The organism is Rhodococcus sp. O3 (assembly GCF_048897285.1).
GTDB lineage: Bacteria > Actinomycetota > Actinomycetes > Mycobacteriales > Mycobacteriaceae > Rhodococcus.
The window spans coordinates 15,235-36,943 of the sequence record NZ_JBMBTE010000051.1; the positions used below are offsets into that span (position 1 = coordinate 15,235).

Below are 21,709 nucleotides of genomic sequence, written 5' to 3' on the forward strand. Positions count from 1 at the left end.
GAAGAAGCTCACGGCCGCCACCAGCGCTCGAGGACACGGGCAACCCCGTCCTCGGCGTTGGTGGCGGTCACTTCGTCTGCGGCTGCCTTCGCGTCGGGATGGGCGTTCTCGACCGCCACCCCGTACCGGGCCATCGTCAGCATCGGAATGTCGTTGGGCATGTCCCCGAACGCCACGATGCCGTCTTCGGGCACCCCGAGCAGCTCTGCCGCCGCCCGGAGACCCGACGCCTTCGTCACGCCCGACGCCGAGATCTCGATCAGACCGTTGTCCGTCGAATAGGTCACGTCGACAAGGCCGGCGAGCGCGGGCACGAGCGCGTCGGCCATCTCCCGGCTCGTCGCCGTCGCCATCCGGATGAGCAGCTTGATGGCGGGCTCGGCGATCACCTCGTGCTCGGCGAGCTCGGTGTTGTCCGGGTTCAACCACGCATGTTCGTAACCCGGGGCACTGACGAACTGGGGGCTCGCCGCGTCGTGAGCGCTCGCCGCGACCCGCTCGGCGGCCAGTCCGGCGCCCGGTAGCGCGAGGCGGGCGACGTCCGCGATCCACGCCAGCTCGTCGGCGGACAGCAGCGTCGTGTGCAGAACGCGGTCGGTCGCACTGTCGTAGATCACCGCGCCGTTCGCGCACACCGACAGCGGGGCGTATCCGAGTTCCTCGACGACCGGAGGAATCCACCGCGGCGGCCTGCCCGTGGCCAGTACGAACGGTGTCCCCGACTCCACGACCGCGTGCACGGCGGCACGGGTCCGCTCCGACACGCGGTTCGCGTCGTCGATCAGGGTGCCGTCGACATCGGTGGCGACGAGGCTGGGAACGGGAGAACTCACCGAGTCACTGTCCCGGAGTCCCGGAGTCGATGCCCGGTCCGGCCGCGCGGCCTTCCCGTTCGGCGCGTTCGCGTTCCTTGCGGGCGCGACGTTCCGCGGCGACGCGCGCGTCCTCGGCGTCGGCCTCCTCGCGACCGGGCGCCGATCCGCCGAGCCGGCGCGGCACCCAGTAGGCACCCGGCTCGTGCGCGTAGCCCTGCTGCACCTCGTGCAGCATCTTCTCCATCACCGCGTGCAGTTCCGCGGTGGTCTCCGAAGCCGGTTCGTGCGGGACGACGGGGGCGCCGACCTTGATGACGATCGGCGTGTTGGTGCGGCCCAGACGCTTGGGATGCCCCTTCGTCCACACGCGCTGCGAGCCCCAGATGATCATCGGCACGATCGGCACGCCCGCCTCGAGCGCCATGCGCGCGGCACCGGACCGGAAGTCCTTCAGCTCGAAGCTACGGCTGATCGTCTCCTCGGGGAACACGCCGACGAGTTCCCCGGAGCGCAGCGCCTCAACCGCGCGGCGATAGGACTCGCCTGCGTCGCCGCGGTCGACGGGGATGTGCTTCATCGCGCGCATCATCGGGCCGGAGATCTTGTTGTCGAAGACCTCCTTCTTCGCCATGAAGCGGATGTACCGCTTGGTGGCGCGCGCCGGGATGCCCGCGTAGGTGAAGTCCATGTACCCGGTGTGGTTCATCGCGATGACCGCGCCGCCGGTCGCCGGGATGTGTTCCTCCCCGGTGATGGTGAACTTCAGGCCCTGCGCAGCGAAGAGCGTGCGTGCCACGCCGATGATGGTCCGGTAGAAGGGTTCCACGACGGCCAGAGTAGCCGGAACCGTCGGATCTGCACCGGCCACGGCACCAGAATCGACCCCGCCCGGGGCAGTGCCGAACTGCCTGGCCGAAGTGAGCCGAACGGCGCCGCCTACCCTGGTAGGCACGCCGGTCGCCAGTTCAGGAGGGCAACGTAGTGCAGATCACCAGCGTCGGACACGCCGGGTTCCATATCCAGACCGAGGCGGGATCGATCCTGTGCGACCCGTGGGTCAACCCCGCGTACTTCGCGTCGTGGGTGCCTTTCCCGGACAACACGCAGCTCGACTGGGACGCCCTCGGCGACGTCGACTACCTGTACGTTTCGCACCTGCACAAGGACCACTTCGACCCGGGCACGCTGAGCAAGCACGTCAACAAGGACGCGACCGTGCTGCTGCCGGACTACCCCGTCCCGGACCTGAAGCGTGAGCTCGAGGCCCTCGGTTTCACGAAGTTCTTCGAAACCACCGACTCCGTCAAGCACACCGTGACGGGCCCCAAGGGTTCGCTGGACGTCATGATCATCGCGCTGCGCGCGCCCGCCGACGGCCCGATCGGCGACTCCGGTCTCGTGGTGTCCGACGGCACGACGACCGTCTTCAACATGAACGACGCGCGGCCCATCGACATGGATCCGATGCTCGAGGCGTTCGGTCACATCGACATCCACCTGCTGCAGTACTCGGGTGCCATCTGGTACCCGATGGTCTACGACATCCCGGCCGGCACGAAGCGCAACTTCGGCAAGCAGAAGCGCCAGCGCGGCATGGACCGCTGCCGCTCCTACATCGAGCAGGTCGGGGCGACGTGGATCGTGCCGTCCGCGGGCCCGCCGGTGTTCCTCGATCCCGAACTCCGCGACCTCAACGACGACCACGGCGACGTCGGCAACATCTTCCCGGACCAGCAGGTGTTCCTCGAGCAGCTGCGGATCCACGGCCGCGACGGCGGCCTGCTGATGATTCCGGGTTCGGTCGTGGATCTGACCGGCAGCGATCGGATGACCCTCACGCATCCGATCCCGGACGAGCAGGTCGATCGGATCTTCACCGACAAGGCCGCATACATCGAGGAGATGGCGCAGCGGTTCGCGCCGATCATCGCGGCCGAGAAGGCGACGTGGGCGCCGGCCGAGGGCGAGCCGCTGCTCGACGCGCTCAAGGCGAAGTTCGAGCCGATCATGGCGCAGTCCGATCTGATCTGCGACGGCATCGGTTACCCGGTCGGGCTCGTGATGGGTGACGAGACCGTCGTGCTCGACTTCCCGAAGCGGGTCGTCCGCGAACCGATCGAGGGCGAGGGCAAGTACCGCTACGGCTTCCGCATCGCGCCGGAACTCGTGCGCACGGTGCTGCGCGACGACGAGCCGGACTGGGTCAACACCATCTTCCTGTCCACCCGGTTCACGGCATGGCGCGTCGGCGGCTACAACGAGTTCCTCTACACGTTCTTCAAGTGCCTGACCGACGAGCGCATCGCGTACGCGGACGGCTGGTTCGCCGAGGCGCACGACGATTCCGCGTCGATCGAGATCGGTGGCTACGAGGTCCAGCGTCGTTGCCCGCATCTGAAGGCCGACCTGTCGAAGTTCGGTGTCGTCGACGGCACCACTCTGACCTGCAACCTGCACGGCTGGCAGTGGGACCTCGAGACGGGCCGCTGCAAGACCTCCAAGGGCCACGAGCTGCGCTGCACCAAGCTCTGATCCTGTCCCGCCTCTGCCCCGTCATCCGGTGGGGCGGGGGCGGCGGGGCAGCATGCGCGGTGCCGCGACCGCGGTCAGCAGCACCGGCACCGCGACCGCGGCGACGAGGATCGACAGCGACAGCCACGCCGATCCCACGGCGAAGCCCGCGAACAGGGCGAGCGACGCGACCTCGCTGGTCAGACCGGCCACCGACGTGACGGTCGCACGGGCCGATCCGGACATCGTGTCCTGCATCCGCACCTCGGCGACGATCCCCGTGTTGTGCAGGGCGCCGTACCCGATGCCGATCGCGACGAATCCCGCGACTCCCCCGGCGACGGCGCCGACCGCGATCAGCGCCGCGGCCGCACACAGCACGACAGCCATCGTCCGCCCGGTCATGACGGCGGTCCGTCCGGCGACCGCGGCACCGACGATCTGCCCGACGACCGTGATCGCCACCAGCAGCGGCGCCTGCGCGGTCGACGCACCACCGTCCCGGGCGAGCAGGGCGAAGTACTCCTCGAGCGCCAGGAACGACATCAGCACTGCCGTGAGCAGCACCGCCCGCCGGACGACCCGGCCGGTGCGGACCTCGTGCGTCCCGGCGCGCAGTACCCCGACGTAGCGTGCGACGAAGGTGTCACCGTCCGGTGCAGGCTCGGTGCTGTCCACCCGAACCGTCTTGGGTGCCGCCGGAAGCGTGAACACCAGCAGGCCGTCGACGACGGTGATCGCGATCGAAACCCACCCGACGAGGGCGTAGCCGCCGAGGGCGTAGAGCGGACCGGCCGACGCGGTCGCGATGAACACGCTCGTCACCTCGGCGGAGTTCACGTACCCCTGGACGGTCGCGTACCGGTCCCGCGCGCCGAGTGCCGCCAGTTCCTCGTACAGCAACGCCTCGAACGTGCCGGATTTCATGGACTCGGCCAGCCCCCACAACGCGAAGCCGGCCGCGAAACCCCAGTAGCTCGGCACCAGCATCCACAGGGAAAACGACGCGGTGAGAAGGACCGCGCTACCGAACAGCAGGGTCCGGCGCGGCACGATGTCGGCCCACGCCCCGGACGGCACCTCGGTCACGAACGCCGCGATCGACCACACCGCGAACAGGGAGGAGATCTGTGCCGTCGAGAGGCCGTTGTCCTCGAACAGCAGGCCGTACACGCCGTAGAGCGGCACCAGTTCGCGCGTCGCGGAGTACGCGACGGCGCGGACGGTCAGCGATGTGGTCGGTGCAAGTCAACATCGACGGGACATGCACAGAATCGTCCCACCTCGGCGCCGCCTCATCCAGTGATTTGCGGTCCACTGCTTTACGGTCGACGTTGTGACCGATCGCAAACGTACCTACACGTGGGACGACCCCGCCCCCACCTCGGCTGCCAACCGTGACATGCACGGCCTCGACTTCCTGCGCGGACTCATCGACGGCAGCATCCCGCACCACCCCACCTCGCGCACGCTCGGCTTCACGGTCACGGATGCGCGCGAGGGATTCGCCGAGGTGACGCTGGAGGTGCAGGAGTTCCACTGCAACGCCGTGGGCAGCGTGCACGGCGGGGTCGTCGCGACACTGTTCGACACCGCGATGGGCTTCGCCGTGGCGAGCACCCTCGCCCCGAGCGTCGGCTACACCACCCTCGACCTGCAGGTGCGCTACCTGCGGGCGGTGCAGCCCGGACACATCATCCGGGTGCAGGGCTTCTGCGAGCATTCGGGACGCCGGACCTCGACGTCGCGCGGCGAGGCCCGTGACGAGCAGGGCAGGCTCGTGGCGACCGGTTCGACGACCTGCATGATCCTGGGCTGACCCGGAGAGGCACACCCCAGTTCGCACCTCCCTCTCGGACGAGCGAGCGGTACACCCGGTCGGTTGAAGGAGACGAGGGATACATTCGCTCGCCGAAGGCGGCCGACACGTCAGCTCGCCGAGGGCGGCCGACACGTCAGCTCGCCGAAGGCGGCCGTCACGGCCGCCCGCGCGACCTCACCGGATCGGCTCGAGCACCTCACGGCCGACGAACGGAACGAGCGCGGCGGGCACCTTCACGGAGCCGTCGGCCTGCTGGTGGTTCTCGAGGATCGCGACGAGCCAGCGCGTGGTGGCGAGGGTGCCGTTGAGGGTCGCGGCGATCTGCGGCTTGCCGTTCTCGTCCCGGTACCGGACACCGAGGCGGCGGGCCTGGAAGGTCGTGCAGTTCGACGTCGACGACAGTTCGCGGTAGCGCTCCTGCGTCGGCACCCACGCCTCGCAGTCGAACTTGCGGGCGGCGGACGAGCCGAGGTCGCCGCCGGCGACGTCGATGACGCGGTAGGGCACGTCGATCGCGGCGAGCATCTCGCGTTCCCATGCCAGCAGGCGCTGATGCTCGTCGGTCGCGTCCTCGGGCTTGCAGTAGACGAACATCTCCACCTTGTCGAACTGGTGGACGCGGATGATGCCGCGGGTGTCCTTGCCGTAGCTGCCCGCTTCGCGGCGGAAGCACGACGACCAGCCGGCGTACCGCTTCGGGCCCGCGGACAGGTCGAGGATCTCGCCCGAGTGGTAGCCGGCGAGAGGCACCTCGGAGGTGCCGACGAGGTACAGGTCGTCCTCTTCGAGGTGGTACACCTCGTCGGCGTGCTGGCCGAGGAACCCGGTTCCCTGCATGATCTCGGGACGCACGAGCACCGGCGGGATCATCATCGTGAAGCCGTTGGCGGTGGCCTTCTGCGCGGCGAGCTGCAGCATGCCGAGCTGCAGCAGCGCGCCGTAGCCGGTGAGGAAGTAGAAGCGCGCGCCGGACACCTTCGCGCCGCGTTCCATGTCGATCAGGCCCAGCGACTCACCGAGCGTCAGGTGGTCCTTCGGCTCGAAGTCGAAGGTGGGCAGTTCCCCGACGGTCTCGAGGGTGACGAAGTCGTCCTCGCCACCGGCCGGGGCGCCCTCCTGCACGATGTTGGAGATCGCCAGGTGCGCGCGGTCGAGGGCTTCCTGCGCGGCGTGCTGCTGGGCCTCGAGTTCCTTGACCTTCGCGGCGAGTTCCTTCGCCCCGGCGAGCAGGGCGGGGCGTTCCTCGGGGGACGCCTGGCCGACCTTCTTGCCCAGCGCCTTCTGCTCGGCTCGGATGTTGTCGCCGGCGAGCACCGCGGCGCGGCGGGCTTCGTCGGCCTCGAGCAGGGCGTCGACGAGACCGGGGTCCTCACCTCGGGTGCGCTGCGAAGCACGGACGGCATCGGGATTCTCGCGGAGGAACTTGAGGTCGATCACGAGAGGGAAGCCTACCGGTGCCAGAGTTGCAGGTAGTCGTCCCTCCCGAACATCCGCGCGGCATCGTCCGCGGTGGGATAGCCGACGTAGGGGTCCGCACCGGCCGTCACGAGCGCCCGCACCACCTCTTCCGCCCCTTTGAACACCGCGCCCGCGAGGGGCGACTGCCCGCGATCGTTGAGCCGGTCGACGTCGGCACCCCGCTCGATCAGGAGATTCACGGCCCCGGGATGCGCGTGGTAGGCGGCGAGCATGAGCAGGGTGTCGCCGGTGCCGTTGGTGAGATTCACCGGGCCGCCCGCATCGAGAAAGGCGGCGAGCGTGTCCGCGTCACCGGCCCGCGCCGCGTCGAACATCCGCTGGGCGATTTCCTGGACTTCGGGATCGATCGGATCGTCCGTCACGAACACCGAAATTACTCCCCACACCGGCGCCAGGCATGATGGATGACGATGGCCGAGGAGAAAGAACAGCAGTCCACGCGGCGTCCGCCGTCCGCGAAGCTGACCCGTCGCGCGTTGATACTGGTCGCCGCGGGTGCGGTTCTCGCCGCCGTCGCGACTGCCGTGTTCGCCGGGTTCGGCGACTCCGACGACGAGACCCCCGCAGGCGGCGCGCTGCGCACGACCGGGGCGGTGGCCGGGGAAGCATTCGGTACCGCGGTCGCCGGGGACTGTCTGACCTGGTCGGCGATCGACGCCAGCGACCTGGAGAAGGTCGACTGCGAGCAGACCCACCTGTTCGAGGTGGTCGAGGACATCGATCTGAGCGTGTTCCCGGGCGCGGAGTGGGGTCCGGGCTCGCGATTCCCGTCGGTCCTGCGGTTCACGGAGTTGCGCGACGAACATTGCGCGCCCGCCGCCATGGATTACCTGCAGGGTCGTTTCGATCCGCACGGCAAGTTCAGCGTCGGCCTCATCAATCCGGGTGAAGCGGGCTGGGAAGCCGGCGAACGCACCCTGCGATGCGGGCTGCAGTTCTCCTCGACGACCGGCAATCTGCTGCCGATCGAGGGCCGCGTCGCCGATCAGGACCAGTCCCGTGCGTGGGAGGTCGGCACGTGCATCGGCATCAACAACGGGGTGCCCGCCGATCCGGTGGACTGCGCACAACCGCACGCGTTCGAGGTCGCCGCGGTGGTGGACATGTCGTCCCAGTTCCCCGGCGGGGTGCCGAGCACGGAGGACCAGGACAAGTACCTCGAGGCGACGTGCACCGAGGCCACCAACGCCTACCTGGGCGATCCGGAGGCACTGCGCAACAAGACGCTGACGCTGTTCTGGGACAACCTGGACTTCGACAGCTGGCTCGCGGGCAGCCGCAAGGTGAACTGCTCGGTCGGCAAGCAGGTCGACGGGGGTGGCTTCGCGTCGATCACCGGTTCGGCGAAGGGCGACATCCTGATCGACGGCCAGCCACCGGTCCCGCCGCCGCCGGTGCCCGAGGGACGGTCGCTGCCGACCCCGCTGCCGGGCGCGGCTCCGCTCCCGGGCGGCACGCGATGAGTGTCCGGATGGACGAGGAACGCTTCGAGGAACTGGTCTCCGAGGCGTTGGATCTGATTCCGCAGCAGCTCGCCGAGGCGATCGACAATGTGGTGGTGCTCGTGGATGCGCGGCACGACGAGGAGCCGGACCTGCTGGGCCTCTACCACGGGATTGCGCTGACGGAACGCGACTCACACTATGCGGGGTCGCTGCCGGACACGATCACCGTCTACCGGGACGCGATCCTCGACATCTGCGAGTCCGAGGAAGATGTGGTGCACGAAGTGGCGGTCACCGTGATCCACGAGATAGCGCACTACTTCGGAATCGAGGAGGACCGCCTCCACGAACTGGGCTGGGGCTGACCGAACCGGCCGCCCCAGCGCGCGTTCTTACGAGCCTGCTGTTCTACGAGCTCTGTTCTACGAGCCCTGTTGTTCTACGAGCTCAGCGCGTCACTTGTTGCGCTGCATGAAGTGCGGGTTGACCGTCGAGATCCACAGCAGTGCCAGCGACCCGAGGATCACCTGCAGCACCACGATGATCACCACAGCCACGCCCACGATTTCGAGAATGTCACCCATGTCGTAGGACCTTACATTGTCGGGTCTGCGGCCCCTCGGGCTGCACTCGCGAACGGCCCTTCGGGGACCGACCATCGACCCGCTTCCCGCGGCCCTCATGAACGGTCACCATTGACTGTTTAACGGTGCGGGCCCTACGCTCGGCAGCATCCCGCGACCGAGAGGCGACCACCGTGACGAACACCGAGCGCCCTGTTGTTGTCGAACGTTGGCACCGTGTGACCGAGACGAAGGACCTCACCGAGCTCGAGACGCTGATCGCCGACGACGCCGTCTTCCGGTCTCCCGTCGTCTTCACCCCGCAGGAAGGCAAGGCCGCGACGCTCGCCTACCTCCGGGCGGCGGTGACCGTGTTCGGCGACGACACCGGATTCCACTTCGTCGGCGAGTGGTACGCCCCGAACTCGGCGGTGCTCGAGTTCGTCGCCGAACTCGACGGGGTCCACGTCAACGGGGTGGACATGATCGAGTGGGACGAACAGGACCGCATCACCCGCTTCACGGTCATGGTCCGCCCGATCAAGGGCCTGCAGGCGCTGATCCCCCGCATGGCCGCCCAACTCGGCCAAGCCTGACCCCCTCGACCCTCAGGAGAAATCGATGAGTCTGCCGCCCGTCCTTCGCGACCGCCTGCGTCTGCCCGTCGTCGCGTCGCCGATGTTCATCGTGTCCAACCCGGACCTGGTGATCGCCCAGTGCACGGCGGGGATCGTCGGCTCGTTCCCGACGCTCAACGCCCGTCCGCAGTCGCAGCTGCGCGAATGGCTGACGCGGATCACCGAGGAACTGGCCAAGCACGACGCCAACAACCCCGATTCGCCGGCGGCCCCGTTCGCGGTGAACCTCATCGTCCACAAGTCGAACGACCGGCTCGCCGAGGACCTCGCGACCGTCGTCGAGTTCGAGGTGCCGATCGTCATCACCTCGCTCGGCGCCCGGCAGGACGTCAACGACGCCGTGCACTCCTACGGCGGCATCGTGCTGCACGACGTCATCGACAACCGGTTCGCGAAGAAGGCGATCGAGAAGGGCGCGGACGGCCTGATCGCGGTCGCCGCCGGGGCAGGCGGTCACGCCGGCACCCAGTCGCCGTTCGCGCTGATCCAGGAGATCCGCACCTGGTTCGACGGTCCGCTGCTGCTGTCCGGGTCGATCGCGCACGGCAACTCGATCCTGGCCGCGCAGGCCGCCGGCGCCGACCTCGCCTACGTCGGCTCGGCATTCATCGCGACCACCGAGGCCAACGCGTCGGACGCCTACAAGCAGATGCTGGTCGATTCGACCGCGTCCGACATCGTCTACACGAACCTGTTCAGCGGCGTTCACGCCAACTACCTGCGCGGCAGCATCGCCGCGGCGGGCATGGACCCGGACAACCTCGAGACCTCGGATCCCTCGAAGATGAACCTGGGGGCCGAGACCGCCACGGACGGCGGCGCGCCCGGTCCGAAGGCATGGCGGGACATCTGGGGTGCCGGGCACGGCGTCGGATCGATCGAGGCCGTCACGTCCGTCGCGGATGTCGTCGCCCGCTTCCGCACCGAATACGCCGACGCTCGCGCGCGCCTCACCCTCTAGGACAACCGGGGGCGTGGGACGGAAACGCCCCACGCCCCCGGTCCGTCAGGGGGCCGGCTGCGTCAGAGTTCGTTGTAGTGCGTGAGTTTCGGCGCGCCGGCCAGCAGCGGACCGAGATCGGTGATCGCACCGGGGCCGGCGCGGAACTTGCGATAGGCGGTGTCGTGCTCCTCCGACTGCCACTTCTCGACGATGACCCAGCGGGCCTCGTTGCCCTTGTCGACCAGGATCTCGATACCGAGGCAGCCGTCGAATTCGCGCGTCTCGCCGAGCACCCGCTCCATGACCTTCTTCGCGTCGTCGAGGGCGTCGGGCTTGAACTCGAGTTCCAGCAGGGCAGTGAGTGACATGTGCATCCTTTTCGGAGAGAGCGTGTCCGGTGTCACCGGTTCACCCAACAATTACCGAAGACCTTTGCCCGCGCAATGGGTCCGCCCGCTTTTTCCCACCACGTGGCGCACGGCGGCCGCTAAGGTCACGGCGATGAGCGACACCACGACCGATTCGCCACTTGCCGGGGACGAAATCACCGCGCTCGACGACTGGATGAGCGCCCGCGGCTTCGGACCCGGTCCGGTCACCGACCTCGAGCAACTGACCGGCGGAACCCAGAACCTGATGGTGCGATTCACCCGCGGCGACCGCTCGTTCGTGGTGCGGCGCGGCCCTCGCCACCTGCGGCCGCGCACGAACGACGTGCTGCGCCGGGAGATGCGGATACTGGACGCACTGTCCGGCACCGCCGTTCCGCATCCGCGTCTGATCGCGGCGTGCCCGGAGGAGGACATCTGGCCCGGTGCCGCGTTCTACCTCGTCGAACCGGTCGACGGCTTCAACGCCTTCGTGGCGCTACCCGAACCACATGCCTCCGATCCGGAGATCCGGCACCGGATGGGCCTGTCGATGATCGACGCCCTCGCGACCCTCGCGTCCGTCGACCACACCGCCATCGGCCTGGGCGATTTCGGGCACCCGGAGGGTTTCGTCGAAAGGCAGGTGCCCCGGTGGCTGCGCGAGCTCGAGTCCTACACCGCGCTCGACGGATATCCGGGTGAGCCGCTGCCGGGTGTCGACGCGATCGCGGACTGGCTGGCACGGTCGGTGCCGCAGCGGTGGACGCCGGGAATCCTGCACGGCGACTACCACATCGGGAATGTGATGTTCTCGCCGTCGTCACCGGAGGTCGCGGCGATCCTCGACTGGGAGATGTGCACGATCGGCGACCCGCTGCTCGACCTCGGCTGGCTCCTCGCGACCTGGCCGGAGCACGGCAACGACGACAGCACGATCGGCGGTGCCCTCGGCGACGCGGGCAGTCTCACCACCCGCGACGAGCTCGTCGAACGTTATGCGGCGCAATCCGATCGGGATCTGTCCGCCCTCGACTGGTATGTCGTGCTGGCGTGTTTCAAACTCGGCATCATCCTCGAGGGCACCTACGCGCGGGCCTGCGCGGGCAAGGCCGAGGTCGAGGTCGGGCAGCGGTTGCATGCGACGACGCTGAGCCTGTTCCGCCGCGCCCTCGAACGGATCGGGCAGGGCTGAATCCCCGCCCGATCCGCCCTGTCAGAAGATGCTGTATCCGCCGTCGATCAACGTCGAACTGCCCGTCTGGAATCCGGATGCGTCGCTCGCGAGATACACGGCGATGCCCTCGAAGTCCTCGGGGGTCGCCCAGCGCCCCAACGGCACCCGGGAGATGACGTGGGAGTTGAAGATCTCGGACTCCTGCAGCGGCCCGGTCATGTCCGTCGCGACCCAGCCCGGCAGGACACTGTTGACGCGAATGCCGTAGCGCGCCAACTCGACCGCGCATCCGTTGGCAAGGGCGAGGGCCCCGGCCTTGGACGCACCGTAGGCCTGGTTGCGACCCGCGCCCTCGTGCGCGCCGAGACTCGACGTGACGATCACCGATCCGCCGGTCCCCTGGGCGACCAGGTGCTTGGTGGTCTCACGCAGCGTGAAGTACGCGCCGTCGAGATTGGTATCCATCACCTTGCGATAGTTCTCGGTTGTCGAGTCGACGAACTTGGCCAGCGGCACAGCGATTCCGGCGTTGACGACGACCACGTCCAGCCCGCCGAGTTCCTCGACGGTGGCGGCGGTCGCGTCGACGACCGCCTGTTCGTCGGCGACGTCCACCGAACGGGTGACGATCCGGCCACCGAATTCCGCGAGACCCGACGCCGCGGCCTCGAGCCTGCCGGGGCTGCGGCCCCACAACGCGACATCCGCGCCGGCACGGGCGAGCCCGCGGGCCATCCCCAGACCGATACCGGCGGATCCGCCGGTGACCAGCGCACGCTTACCCGTCAGGTCGAACATGCTCACTCCTCACGTGAGGGTGATGGGAACCCTTCGATCCGGGGCTCCCATCATCCGAGGGGATCAGGCGAATTCGGACGCGATGTCGCGGCCGATGATCTCCTTCATGATCTCGGTGGTGCCACCGTAGATCGTCTGGATGCGGGCATCGACGTAGGCGCGCGCGATCGGGTACTCCATCATGTAGCCGTAGCCACCGTGCAGCTGCACGCCGCGGTCGACGACCCGCTTCTGCAGCTCGGTCGCCCACCACTTGGCCTTCGACGCATCCACCGCCGTGAGCTCGCCGGCGTTGAGGGCGAGCACGCACCGGTCGATGTGCGACTCGGTGACCTCGATCTCGGTGAGCATCTCGGCGAGCACGAAGCGGGTGTTCTGCAGATCGCCGATCGGCTTGCCGAATGCCTTGCGCTCGAACGCATACCGCTTTGTCCACTCGTACGCGGCGCGGGCCGACGTGATCGCGGAGACGGCGATGCCGATCCGCTCGAGCGGCAGGTTCTCCATGAGGTGGAAGAACCCGCGCCCCTCGCCACCGAGGAGGTTCTCGGCCGGCACCCGCGCGTCCTCGAAGACGAGCTCGGCGGTGTCCTGGGCCGCGAGACCGACCTTGTGCAGCTTGCGTCCACGGCTGAATCCGGGGGTGTCGCGCTCGACGACGATGAGCGAGAATCCCTTCGCTCCGGCGCCCGGATCCGTCCGGCACACGACGATCACCAGATCGGAGTGGATACCGTTGGTGATGAACGTCTTCTGGCCGTTGATGACCCATTCGTCACCGTCGCGCACGGCCGTGGTCTTGACGCCCTGCAGGTCCGATCCGGCGCCCGGTTCGGTCATCGCGATCGCGCCGATCACCTCACCGGCCGCCATGCGCGGCAGCCAGCGGGCCTTCTGCTCCTCGGTACCGAGATGCAGGATGTAGGGAACGACGATGTCGTCCTGCAACGCGAGAGTCGCGCCGAAGGACGTGGTGCCGGTGCGCGCGACCTCCTCCTGGACGACGTGCCGGAACCGGAAGTCGGTGACGCCGGAGCCACCGAATTCCTCCGGCACACCGAGACCCAGGATCCCGGACTTACCGGCCTCCAGGTAGACGTTGCGATCGATGAGCCGCTCTTCTTCCCAGCGTTCGTAGTTCGGCACGACCTCGCGGGCGAGGAACTCGCGCACGGTCTCCCGGTACGCCTCGTGGTCGGCTTCGAACAGTGTGCGTTTCATGGTGTCCCCCAAACTTTCTGTGGTCAGGCGTTCACGCGCGCCATCATGCCCGCGAGACGCTCGGAGATCAGTGCTTCGGCCTCGGCGACGATGCGCTCGACGAGCTCCCCGGCCGTGGGGATGTCGTGGATGATGCCCTGGACCGTTCCGACGGTCCAGATACCCGCCTCGGGATCACCGTTCTCGTACACGAGGCGGCCGCGGGCACCGGCGACCAGTTCGCGCACGTCCTCGAATTTCCCTCCGCGATTCAGGATCTCGACGACCTCGCGGCTGACGGTGTTGCTCGCGACGCGCGCGGTGTTGCGCAGCGGCCGGAAGATCAGTTCCGTGTCGGTTTCGTTCGCCGCGACGATGGCTTCCTTGATGTTCCGGTGGATCGGCGATTCCTCGGTGCACAGGAAGCGGGTGCCCATGTTGATGCCGTCGGCGCCGAGCGCGAGTGCCGCGACGAGGCCACGGCCGTCGCCGAATCCGCCGGAGGCGATCATCGGGATGGTGATCTTCTCGGCCGCGGCGGCGATGAGAACGAGACCGGGAACGTCGTCCTCACCGGGGTGACCGGCGCATTCGAAACCGTCGATGCTGATGCCGTCGACGCCGGTCTCCTGCGCTTTGACCGCGTGCCGGACACTGGTGCACTTGTGCAGGACCTTCACGCCGGCGGCGTGGAAGTCGGGCAGGTGCGGCGCCGGGTTGGAGCCGGCCGTCTCGACGATCTTGATGCCGGATTCGATGATGACCTGGCGGTATTCGTCGTAGGGCGGCGGGGTGATCGCCGGCAGGATCGTCAGGTTCACGCCGAACGGCTGGTCGGTGAGCTCGCGGGTGCGGGCGATCTCCTTCGCGAGATCCTCGGGCGTCGGCTGGGTCAGCGCGGTGATCATGCCGAGCGCGCCCGCGTTGGCGACGGCGGCGACCAGTTCCGCGCGGCCGACCCATTGCATGCCACCCTGCACGATGGGGTGGCGGACTCCGAAGGTCTCGGTGAAGGCGGTGGACAGCACAGGGGTTCTCCTGGGATCAGGCGGGGCTGCGGTATCCGACGATGCGCAGCGCGATGTTTCGGTAGCGGTCGGCGACCTCGTCCGGCGTCAGTGGCCCGTCGATCTGGTACCAGCGGGCGATGGACTGGCACATGCCGAGCAGCGCGCGCACGGTTTCCTCGATGTCGTCGACGTCGAACACCTTCTGCTCCACGCCGTCACGGACGAGGTCGGACACGTTGAGCTCGAGCCGTTTCCGGGTTGCCGCGTAGGTGCGCCGGTTCTCCGGGGACACGTGCCGTAGTTCGGAATCCAGGCTGGAGCGCTTGGCGCGGTAGGTCATGTTGAGCACGATCGCCTCGACGGCGTTGGCGAATCGGGCGACCGGGTCGGCGCCGCCGTCCTCGACCGCGGCGCGGACACGGTCGATGAGGTCGAGAACGGCGGCGTCGAGCAGTGTCACGAGAACGGCTTCCTTGTTCTCGTGGTGGTAGTACAGCGCGGGTACCGTCACGCCGACCCGGCGGGCCAGATCGCGGACGGTGGTGCCGTGGAAACCGTTCTCGCCGAAGGCTTCCAGGGCGTGCTCGAGGATGGGGCCGAGCTGCAGCGGTTCGAACACCCGCCAGTCGGCGGAGAACTCCGGTTCGGGTTGTGCAGTCATCGGCCCCGTCCTCTCACATTCGTCGGATCAGCGCGGGGCCATGCGGATGGCGCCGTCGAGACGGATGGTCTCGCCGTTGAGCATCGGGTTGGCGACGATGTGCGCGGCCAGGGCACCGTACTCGGACGGATCGCCGAGGCGGGCCGGGTGCGGAACCTGCGCGCCGAGCGAAGCCTGGGCCTCTTCCGGCAGCGAGCCGAGCAGCGGGGTCTTGAACAGGCCCGGCGCGATGGTGACGACGCGGATCAGCAGCGACGCGAGGTCGCGGGCGATCGGCAGGGTCATGCCGACGACGCCACCCTTGGACGCGGAGTACGCGGCCTGGCCGATCTGGCCGTCGAAGGCAGCGACCGAGGCGGTGTTGATGATGACGCCGCGCTCGCCGTCGATCGGCTCGGTCTTGGCGATGCGCTCCGCGGCGAGGCGGATGACGTTGAACGTGCCGAACAGGTTGACGTTCACGACCTTCTTGAACGCGTCGTACGGGAACGCGCCGTTCTTGCCGACGGTCTTGATGGCGTTGCCGATGCCGGCGCAGTTCACCGCGACACGCAGCGGGCCGAGCGACTCGGCCAGGTCGAGCGCCTCGGCGACGGCGGCCTCGTCGGTGACGTCCGCGGCGGCGAAGCGCACGCGGTCGCCGAGCTCCTTGGCGACGGTCTCACCGTTGGACGACGGCAGGTCGATGATGACGACCTGGGCGCCGTCGGCGACCAGAGCCTTGACGGTGGCCAGGCCGAGGCCCGAGGCACCGCCGGTGACGACGGCAACGCTGTCGTTGACGATCATGTTCACACCTTTCGAATCGTGTTGCGGATCAGAGTCGTTCGATGATGGTGGCGTTGGCCATGCCCGCGCCCTCACACATCGTCTGGAGACCGTACCGGCCGCCCGTGGCCTCGAGATGATTGACCAGGGTGGAGAGCAGGCGGGTGCCCGAGGAACCGAGGGCGTGGCCGAGCGAGATGGCGCCGCCCCACGGGTTGAGCTTGGCGGGATCGGCGTTCAGCTCGTGCGCCCAGGCGAGCGGGACGGGGGCGAACGCCTCGTTGACCTCGTAGGCGTCGATGTCGTCGATGGTCAGGCCGGCCTTGGCGAGCACCTTCTTCGTCGCCGGGATGGGCGCGGTGAGCATGAGCATCGGGTCGTCACCGATGACGGAGAACGACACGAAGCGGGCACGCGGGGTGAGACCGAGCTTGTTCGCCATCTCCTCGCTCATGATGAGGGCGGCCGACGCGCCGTCGGTGAACGGCGAGGAGTTGCCGGGGGTGATGATCCACTGCGCCTCGGGGAACCGGGCCGCGTACGCGTCGGTGTAGAACGACGGCTTCAGGCCCGCCAGGCCTTCGACGGTGGTCGAGGCGCGCACCGTCTCGTCGACGGTGTGCTCGACCTGCTCGCCCGCGGCATCGGTGACCGTGATCGGCACGATCTCCTTGTCGAAGTGCCCGGCGGCGATCGCGGCCGCGGCCCGCTGGTGCGACTGCGCGGAGAACGCGTCGAGCGCGTCGCGGTCGAGCTTCCACTTCGCGGAGATCAGCTCGGCGGAAATACCCTGGTTGACCAGGCCTTCGGGGTAGCGCGCAGCGACACCCGGGCCGTTGGCGTCCTTGCCGATCGAGGCCGTGCCCATCGGGACGCGGCTCATCGACTCGACACCGCACGCGATCGCGATGTCGTAGGCGCCGGCGATGACGCCCTGCGCGGCGAAGTGGGCGGCCTGCTGGCTCGAGCCGCACTGGCGGTCGATCGTGGTGGCCGGGACCGACTCGGGGAAGCCCGCGGACAGCAGAGCGGAGCGCGAGATGTTCAGCGCCTGCTCGCCGACCTGCTGGACACAGCCGCCGATGACGTCGTCGACCTGTGCGGGGTCGATGCCGTTGCGCTGCACGATTTCACGCAGCACGTGCGCGAGCAGCTCGACGGGGTGGGTGCCGGACAGGGCGCCGCCGGGCTTACCCTTGCCGACCGCGGTGCGGACGACGTCGACGATGACAGCAGTGGTCATGACGAATTCCTTTCGGGGAAAGTTGGTTACGGTCCGGCGTCTCGGCAGGGGACGTGACGCCGGACCGGGTTCGTGGGGTCAGCGGCCCTTCCAGACCGGTTCACGCTTCTCGGCGAAGGCGGTCGGGCCTTCCTTCGCGTCCTCGCTGGTGAAGACGACCTTCAGCGCGGCGGTGTTGGCCTGCCACACCTCCGGCCCCCAGGCGTCACCGTGCGCGGTGCGGTGGATCATGGCCTTCGACTCGCGCACCGACAGAGGCGCGTTCGCGGCGATCTTCTCGGCGAGTTCGAGGGCGACCTCGAGAGCGGTGCCGGCCGGTGCGATCCGGTTGACCAGGCCCAGTTCCTTGCCCTCTGCGGCCGTGATGGGTTCGCCGGTGAGGGCGAGTTCGAGCGCGACCTTGAGCGGGATCTGCTGCTGCAGGCGGATGACGCCACCGGCCGCGGCGAACAGGCCGCGCTTGACCTCGGGCAGGCCGAGCTTGGCCTCCTCGTCGACCACGGCGAGATCGGACGCGAGCACCAGTTCGGTGCCGCCACCCAGCGCGAATCCGTTGACGGCGGCGATGGTCGGCTTGCTGATCCAGTGCTCGACGTAGCCGGCGAAGCCCCACTCGGGATGTCCGTCGGCGGCGGTGTTCTCGCCCGCGGCGAGCGCCTTGAGGTCGGCACCGGCGCAGAACGCGCGGCCCGCACCGGTGATGACGACGACGCGCACCTCGTCGTCCGCTTCTGCCTGCTCGAGCAGGGTGCCGACGGCGGTGGACAGTGCCGCATTCACGGCATTGAGCGCCTTGGGGCGGTTGAGCGTGATGAGGGCGACGTTGCCGCGGCGCTCGTACAGCGCGGCGGGTTCGGTGGTGGTCACTTCGTCGGCCATCGATTTCCTTCCCAGGCTCTACTTATCGATCGCTAAAGGACTACCACGGATCGATCGCTCGGTCAACGGCTCGACTTACCTAGCGCACGATCGGTGGGCTCTGGTAAGGATGAGCCGTGTGTCGCGGACCACGGTGCACGTCCGCGACGGTCGACCCATCGACGAGGAGACCCCGATGCAGGCAGTTCAACTGACCGAGACGACCGGCCCCGACGGCCTTCGCCTGGTCGACATCCCCGAACCCGGCGCCTGGACCGGCTCGGTGATCGTGGACCTGCACGCCGCGGGCGTCTCGTTCCCCGACCTGCTGCAGACCAGCGGCGCCTACCAGGTCGTGCGGCCGCTGCCCTTCGTCCTCGGCGTCGAGGGCGCCGGCATCGTGCGCTCCGCACCGGCGGACAGCAGCCTGACCGCCGGGCAGCGCGTCGCCGTCCTCGCCGTCGGCGGCTCCTGGCAGCAGACCGTGGCCGTGGACGTGAATTCCGTGTTCCCCCTACCCGATTCGGTGTCGCTCACCGCCGGAGCCGGCTTCCTCATGAACTACCTGACCGTCCACTTCGCGCTCGACGAACGCGCCCGCTACCGCCCCGGTGAAACCGTGCTCGTGCACGGCGCCGCGGGCGGCGTCGGCGTCGCCGCCCTCCAGGTCGCGGCGGCGCTCGGTCTCGAAACCGTCGCCGTGGTGAGCACCGAAGCGAAAGCCGAAGTGGCCCGGGCCAATCGCGCAACCCACGTCGTCCCGGCGGACGGATTCAAGGACCGTGTCCTCGAACTGACCGGTGGCCGCGGGGTCGACATCGTCCTCGACCCCGTCGGCGGCGACCGATTCACCGACAGCCTGCGCAGCCTCGCCCCGAACGGGCGGGTCGTCGTGCTCGGTTTCACCGGCGGGGAGATCCCCACCGTGAAGGTCAATCGTCTTCTGCTGCGCAACACTTCGGTGGTCGGCGCCGGCTGGGGCGAATACGTCCGCACGTTCCCCGACTACCCGGCCCGGCAGTGGGCCCAGCTCGAACCGCTGCTGCGATCCGGCGCACTGCAGGTCCCCGAACCCACGCTCCACCCGATGACCAGCGCAGCCGACGCACTGCTGTCCCTCGCCGACCGGACCGCGACCGGCAAGGTCGCGCTCTCCCTCCAACCCTGAACCGACAGGAGCCCTCATGACCACCGACATCCCCGGCGTCGACAGCCTCGTCGACGACGGCGTCCTGCGCGTCACGATCAACCGCCCCGCCCGCATGAACGCGGTCACCACCGAAACCCTCGAGGCGGTCGCCGAAGCGTTCGAGAAGCACGCAGACGATGCATCCGTGCGCGTCGCGATCCTCACCGGTGCGGGACGGGCGTTCTGCACCGGTGCGGACCTGTCCGGCCGCGAATCCCTCGCCGGTCCCCCGTCCCCCGCGACCATCGACGCCGCGAACCGCGCGGTCGCCGCGATCCGGGCGTTCCCGCGTCCCGTCATCGGGGCCGTCAACGGACCCGCGGCCGGTGTCGGCGTCTCGCTGGCCCTGGCGTGCGATCTGACGGTCGCCGCCGAGTCGACGTACTTCCTGCTCGCGTTCACCAAGGTCGGGCTCATGCCGGACGGCGGCGCGTCGGCGCTGGTGGCCGCGTCGATCGGGCGGGCCCGCGCGCTGAAGATGGCGCTGCTGGCCGAGCGCCTGCCCGCCCCCGAGGCCGTCGCGGCCGGCCTGATCGCCGACGCCTACCCCGACGAGGGATACGCCGACGCGATCGAGGCGCTGGCGCAGCGGATCGCCGACGGTCCGGCAGACGCGTTCGGTTCCACGAAGGCCGCGATCAACGATGCGACGCTGACCGAACTCGACGCCGCGTTCGCACGGGAACGCGCCGGCCAGCTGAAGCTGCTCGCCGCCGAGGACTTCCGCGAGGGCGCGACCGCGTTCATGGAGAAGCGACCGGCGGTCTACCGCAACCGCTGACCCACACCGGGGCGGCAGGTCCGGTGACGGTCAGGCCGCCCCGACCGTCTTGAGAGCGATCGCTACGTACTTCCCCGCGACCTCTTCCGGGGTGAGCGTGCCCTGAGCGTGATACCAGCGAGGAATGGACTGGCACATGCCCAGCAGTGCGCGGGTGGTCTCCGCGGGGTCGTCGACGTCGAACACGCCGGTCGCGGTCCCTTCCTCGACAATGCTGCGGACCAGCTGCTCGACACCCTTGCGGACCGCGCGATAACGCTGCCGGTTCTCCGGGCTCAGATACCGCGACTCGCCCTCGAGGGCCGCGAGGCGCGCGCGCAGCGTCATGCGCAGCACGATGGCCTCGATGACGTTGGACAGCCGCTTCACCGGATCGTCGCCGCCGTCGGCATCCGCGGCGTGCGCCCGCGCGAGAACATCGCTGGTGGACAGCTCCAGCAGGGCGATGAGGAGCCCTTCCTTGTTCTCGTGGTGGTAGTACAGGGCCGGAACCGTCACGCCCACGCGCCGCGCGATCTCGCGTACCGACGTGCCGTGGAAGCCGGTCTCGTAGAACGCGTCGAGTGCGGCGGACAGGATCGGGGTGAGCTCGGTCTCCTCGAGCTTCCGCCAATCCGGCACGGCCACCCCGTCGGTGACGGTGTCGCCGGTGGAAGTTCCCATTACCGCATCCCAACCTATCGATCGCTCTGTCACTGACGGGCTCGAGGATACCGGCACAAATCGAACGGAACCGATCCGGACCGCGGCGCGTCCAACTCTTCGACGGCGCAGAGATCGCCACCCGCGCCCGCACACGCACCCGAGATGTCAGGAGAACGGCCCGTGCCCGATCACATTCGCGTCGATCCGGACGCTCTGCTCCTCGCCGCCGCCGAACTCGAGGCGCTCGCGCTGCGTCTCGAAGCGTCCGTCCAGGCCGCGGATCCGGCTCTCGATGTGCCCCCACCCGGCTCGGAGGAGGTTTCGCGGCTGATTTCGCAGCACTTCGGCGGGCTTACCGCGAGCTTCCGGCCGGCGGCCGTGCAGGGCATCGAGGAACTGCGGACCGCGGCGCTGACCATCCGCAACCAGGCCGCGCACTACACCGATCTCGAGGCACGCAGGGTCGTCGCCCTGCACGCCACGATGTGACCGACTTCTCCCGACTCGCAGTCAGAAAGGTAGAGAACCGATGACGCTCGGAATGACCGGGGTCGTGTGGCTGCCGCGGGGCGCCACCGTGAACTCGACGAGCCTGAGCACGGGGACGGGACCGCTGCCGATCGGCGCGGCCGGACCGGCCTGGGCCGCGGTCGCCGCGGCGTTCGTGGACGCGGACCTCACCCTCACCCGGGTCGCGGCGGAACTGGGTCTCGGCTGGGAGGGTACGACCGGCGGTTCCGCGATCACCTCCCTCGGCCCGTTCATCGCGTGGACGCAGTCGGTCGTCGGGGAGGC

Annotated in this window: 26 protein-coding genes; 11 read left to right on the top strand and 15 right to left on the bottom strand. The window is 68.8% G+C overall.

Going from position 1 to position 21,709, the window contains the following annotated elements; translation table 11 throughout:
- Positions 1-8: 8 nt before the first annotated feature.
- Positions 9-833, bottom strand: a complete 825-nt coding sequence (locus tag ACN675_RS15720) for an HAD family hydrolase (RefSeq protein ID WP_420751725.1) — start codon at positions 831-833, stop codon at positions 9-11.
- 4 nt (positions 834-837) lie between these two features.
- On the bottom strand, positions 838-1,641 hold the full coding sequence (locus ACN675_RS15725; protein WP_420751726.1) for a lysophospholipid acyltransferase family protein: 804 nt from the start codon (positions 1,639-1,641) through the stop codon (positions 838-840).
- Between the two features lie 155 nt (positions 1,642-1,796).
- Between ACN675_RS15725 and ACN675_RS15730 the strand changes: the two genes are divergently transcribed.
- The gene (locus ACN675_RS15730) at positions 1,797-3,347 is read left to right on the top strand and encodes a Rieske 2Fe-2S domain-containing protein (protein WP_420751727.1); all 1,551 of its coding nucleotides are present in this window, start codon (positions 1,797-1,799) and stop codon (positions 3,345-3,347) included.
- Positions 3,348-3,368: 21 nt separating this feature from the next.
- Here the strand turns inward: ACN675_RS15730 and ACN675_RS15735 are convergent, their stop codons facing one another.
- The gene (locus ACN675_RS15735; protein WP_420751728.1) at positions 3,369-4,514 is read right to left on the bottom strand and encodes an MFS transporter; all 1,146 of its coding nucleotides are present in this window, start codon (positions 4,512-4,514) and stop codon (positions 3,369-3,371) included.
- A gap of 214 nt (positions 4,515-4,728) precedes the next feature.
- Between ACN675_RS15735 and ACN675_RS15740 the strand changes: the two genes are divergently transcribed.
- Complete coding sequence (locus tag ACN675_RS15740; RefSeq protein WP_420751751.1) at positions 4,729-5,145, top strand: PaaI family thioesterase; 417 nt, start codon at positions 4,729-4,731, stop codon at positions 5,143-5,145.
- 177 nt (positions 5,146-5,322) lie between these two features.
- On the opposite strand, the gene serS is transcribed toward ACN675_RS15740, so the two are convergent.
- Positions 5,323-6,585, bottom strand: coding sequence for a serine--tRNA ligase (gene serS, locus ACN675_RS15745; RefSeq protein WP_420751729.1), 1,263 nt, complete (start codon positions 6,583-6,585; stop codon positions 5,323-5,325).
- A gap of 11 nt (positions 6,586-6,596) precedes the next feature.
- A complete protein-coding gene (locus ACN675_RS15750; protein WP_420751752.1) occupies positions 6,597-6,941 on the bottom strand; it encodes an ankyrin repeat domain-containing protein in 345 nt (114 codons plus the stop codon).
- Positions 6,942-7,037: 96 nt separating this feature from the next.
- Between ACN675_RS15750 and ACN675_RS15755 the strand changes: the two genes are divergently transcribed.
- Positions 7,038-8,090, top strand: a complete 1,053-nt coding sequence (locus ACN675_RS15755) for a septum formation family protein (RefSeq protein WP_420751730.1) — start codon at positions 7,038-7,040, stop codon at positions 8,088-8,090.
- An 8-nt stretch (positions 8,091-8,098) separates the two neighbouring features.
- Positions 8,099-8,437, top strand: a complete 339-nt coding sequence (locus ACN675_RS15760) for a metallopeptidase family protein (RefSeq protein ID WP_420751731.1) — start codon at positions 8,099-8,101, stop codon at positions 8,435-8,437.
- 90 nt (positions 8,438-8,527) lie between these two features.
- On the opposite strand, the gene ACN675_RS15765 is transcribed toward ACN675_RS15760, so the two are convergent.
- Positions 8,528-8,656: a hypothetical protein gene (locus tag ACN675_RS15765; protein ID WP_269437518.1), complete on the bottom strand. Its 129-nt coding sequence runs from the start codon at positions 8,654-8,656 to the stop codon at positions 8,528-8,530.
- Between the two features lie 173 nt (positions 8,657-8,829).
- On the opposite strand from ACN675_RS15765, the gene ACN675_RS15770 reads away from it, so the two are divergent.
- Positions 8,830-9,231 carry a nuclear transport factor 2 family protein gene (locus ACN675_RS15770; RefSeq protein ID WP_420751732.1) on the top strand — a complete coding sequence of 134 codons (402 nt, stop codon included), beginning with the start codon at positions 8,830-8,832 and terminating at the stop codon, positions 9,229-9,231.
- Positions 9,232-9,256: 25 nt separating this feature from the next.
- Entirely contained in the window at positions 9,257-10,234 is a 978-nt protein-coding gene (locus ACN675_RS15775) for an NAD(P)H-dependent flavin oxidoreductase (protein WP_420751733.1), read from the top strand.
- 62 nt (positions 10,235-10,296) lie between these two features.
- Here ACN675_RS15775 and ACN675_RS15780 read toward each other — a convergent pair whose 3' ends face one another.
- Positions 10,297-10,584, bottom strand: coding sequence for a putative quinol monooxygenase (locus tag ACN675_RS15780; RefSeq protein ID WP_197250633.1), 288 nt, complete (start codon positions 10,582-10,584; stop codon positions 10,297-10,299).
- Between the two features lie 133 nt (positions 10,585-10,717).
- Between ACN675_RS15780 and ACN675_RS15785 the strand changes: the two genes are divergently transcribed.
- The gene (locus ACN675_RS15785) at positions 10,718-11,779 is read left to right on the top strand and encodes a phosphotransferase family protein (protein WP_420751734.1); all 1,062 of its coding nucleotides are present in this window, start codon (positions 10,718-10,720) and stop codon (positions 11,777-11,779) included.
- 21 nt (positions 11,780-11,800) lie between these two features.
- Here ACN675_RS15785 and ACN675_RS15790 read toward each other — a convergent pair whose 3' ends face one another.
- From ACN675_RS15790 to ACN675_RS15820, 7 genes are all read right to left on the bottom strand, one after another.
- Positions 11,801-12,559 (bottom strand): SDR family NAD(P)-dependent oxidoreductase, encoded by a 759-nt coding sequence (locus tag ACN675_RS15790; protein WP_420751735.1) that lies wholly within the window; start codon positions 12,557-12,559, stop codon positions 11,801-11,803.
- Between the two features lie 63 nt (positions 12,560-12,622).
- Positions 12,623-13,780, bottom strand: coding sequence for an acyl-CoA dehydrogenase family protein (locus tag ACN675_RS15795; RefSeq protein ID WP_420751736.1), 1,158 nt, complete (start codon positions 13,778-13,780; stop codon positions 12,623-12,625).
- A gap of 23 nt (positions 13,781-13,803) precedes the next feature.
- Positions 13,804-14,787 carry an NAD(P)H-dependent flavin oxidoreductase gene (locus ACN675_RS15800; protein WP_420751737.1) on the bottom strand — a complete coding sequence of 328 codons (984 nt, stop codon included), beginning with the start codon at positions 14,785-14,787 and terminating at the stop codon, positions 13,804-13,806.
- Positions 14,788-14,803: 16 nt separating this feature from the next.
- Positions 14,804-15,430 carry a TetR/AcrR family transcriptional regulator gene (locus ACN675_RS15805; protein ID WP_420751738.1) on the bottom strand — a complete coding sequence of 209 codons (627 nt, stop codon included), beginning with the start codon at positions 15,428-15,430 and terminating at the stop codon, positions 14,804-14,806.
- Positions 15,431-15,457: 27 nt separating this feature from the next.
- Positions 15,458-16,219 carry a 3-hydroxyacyl-CoA dehydrogenase gene (locus ACN675_RS15810; RefSeq protein ID WP_420751739.1) on the bottom strand — a complete coding sequence of 254 codons (762 nt, stop codon included), beginning with the start codon at positions 16,217-16,219 and terminating at the stop codon, positions 15,458-15,460.
- Positions 16,220-16,247: 28 nt separating this feature from the next.
- Complete coding sequence (locus tag ACN675_RS15815; RefSeq protein WP_420751740.1) at positions 16,248-17,441, bottom strand: thiolase family protein; 1,194 nt, start codon at positions 17,439-17,441, stop codon at positions 16,248-16,250.
- Positions 17,442-17,519: 78 nt separating this feature from the next.
- Positions 17,520-18,320 carry a crotonase/enoyl-CoA hydratase family protein gene (locus tag ACN675_RS15820; RefSeq protein ID WP_420751741.1) on the bottom strand — a complete coding sequence of 267 codons (801 nt, stop codon included), beginning with the start codon at positions 18,318-18,320 and terminating at the stop codon, positions 17,520-17,522.
- 175 nt (positions 18,321-18,495) lie between these two features.
- Between ACN675_RS15820 and ACN675_RS15825 the strand changes: the two genes are divergently transcribed.
- A complete protein-coding gene (locus tag ACN675_RS15825; protein ID WP_420751742.1) occupies positions 18,496-19,467 on the top strand; it encodes an NADPH:quinone oxidoreductase family protein in 972 nt (323 codons plus the stop codon).
- 16 nt (positions 19,468-19,483) lie between these two features.
- Positions 19,484-20,269 (top strand): enoyl-CoA hydratase, encoded by a 786-nt coding sequence (locus tag ACN675_RS15830; RefSeq protein WP_420751743.1) that lies wholly within the window; start codon positions 19,484-19,486, stop codon positions 20,267-20,269.
- 30 nt (positions 20,270-20,299) lie between these two features.
- Here the strand turns inward: ACN675_RS15830 and ACN675_RS15835 are convergent, their stop codons facing one another.
- Positions 20,300-20,932 carry a TetR/AcrR family transcriptional regulator gene (locus ACN675_RS15835; protein WP_420751744.1) on the bottom strand — a complete coding sequence of 211 codons (633 nt, stop codon included), beginning with the start codon at positions 20,930-20,932 and terminating at the stop codon, positions 20,300-20,302.
- A gap of 162 nt (positions 20,933-21,094) precedes the next feature.
- Here ACN675_RS15835 and ACN675_RS15840 point away from each other — a divergent pair, with 162 nt between their 5' ends.
- Both ACN675_RS15840 and ACN675_RS15845 read left to right on the top strand, forming a co-directional pair.
- Positions 21,095-21,403, top strand: coding sequence for a PE family protein (locus ACN675_RS15840; RefSeq protein ID WP_420751745.1), 309 nt, complete (start codon positions 21,095-21,097; stop codon positions 21,401-21,403).
- A 40-nt stretch (positions 21,404-21,443) separates the two neighbouring features.
- A partial coding sequence (locus tag ACN675_RS15845; protein ID WP_420751746.1) for a PPE domain-containing protein occupies positions 21,444-21,709 on the top strand: 266 nt, incomplete at its 3' end.

Excerpts from the sequence above, each read along its gene's own strand:
- ACN675_RS15795 (WP_420751736.1), bottom strand. The coding sequence starts at position 13,780 with ATGAAACGCACACTGTTCGAAGCCGACCACGAGGCGTACCGGGAGACC.
- ACN675_RS15830 (WP_420751743.1), top strand. The coding sequence starts at position 19,484 with ATGACCACCGACATCCCCGGCGTCGACAGCCTCGTCGACGACGGCGTC.
- ACN675_RS15820 (WP_420751741.1), bottom strand. The coding sequence starts at position 18,320 with ATGGCCGACGAAGTGACCACCACCGAACCCGCCGCGCTGTACGAGCGC.
- ACN675_RS15760 (WP_420751731.1), top strand. The coding sequence starts at position 8,099 with ATGGACGAGGAACGCTTCGAGGAACTGGTCTCCGAGGCGTTGGATCTG.
- ACN675_RS15740 (WP_420751751.1), top strand. The coding sequence starts at position 4,729 with ATGCACGGCCTCGACTTCCTGCGCGGACTCATCGACGGCAGCATCCCG.
- ACN675_RS15750 (WP_420751752.1), bottom strand. The coding sequence starts at position 6,941 with ATGTTCGACGCGGCGCGGGCCGGTGACGCGGACACGCTCGCCGCCTTT.
- ACN675_RS15825 (WP_420751742.1), top strand. The coding sequence starts at position 18,496 with ATGCAGGCAGTTCAACTGACCGAGACGACCGGCCCCGACGGCCTTCGC.
- ACN675_RS15755 (WP_420751730.1), top strand. The coding sequence starts at position 7,038 with ATGGCCGAGGAGAAAGAACAGCAGTCCACGCGGCGTCCGCCGTCCGCG.
- ACN675_RS15785 (WP_420751734.1), top strand. The coding sequence starts at position 10,718 with ATGAGCGACACCACGACCGATTCGCCACTTGCCGGGGACGAAATCACC.
- ACN675_RS15805 (WP_420751738.1), bottom strand. The coding sequence starts at position 15,430 with ATGACTGCACAACCCGAACCGGAGTTCTCCGCCGACTGGCGGGTGTTC.
- ACN675_RS15810 (WP_420751739.1), bottom strand. The coding sequence starts at position 16,219 with ATGATCGTCAACGACAGCGTTGCCGTCGTCACCGGCGGTGCCTCGGGC.
- ACN675_RS15835 (WP_420751744.1), bottom strand. The coding sequence starts at position 20,932 with ATGGGAACTTCCACCGGCGACACCGTCACCGACGGGGTGGCCGTGCCG.
- ACN675_RS15765 (WP_269437518.1), bottom strand. The coding sequence starts at position 8,656 with ATGGGTGACATTCTCGAAATCGTGGGCGTGGCTGTGGTGATCATCGTG.
- ACN675_RS15775 (WP_420751733.1), top strand. The coding sequence starts at position 9,257 with ATGAGTCTGCCGCCCGTCCTTCGCGACCGCCTGCGTCTGCCCGTCGTC.
- ACN675_RS15780 (WP_197250633.1), bottom strand. The coding sequence starts at position 10,584 with ATGTCACTCACTGCCCTGCTGGAACTCGAGTTCAAGCCCGACGCCCTC.
- ACN675_RS15790 (WP_420751735.1), bottom strand. The coding sequence starts at position 12,559 with ATGTTCGACCTGACGGGTAAGCGTGCGCTGGTCACCGGCGGATCCGCC.
- ACN675_RS15815 (WP_420751740.1), bottom strand. The coding sequence starts at position 17,441 with ATGACCACTGCTGTCATCGTCGACGTCGTCCGCACCGCGGTCGGCAAG.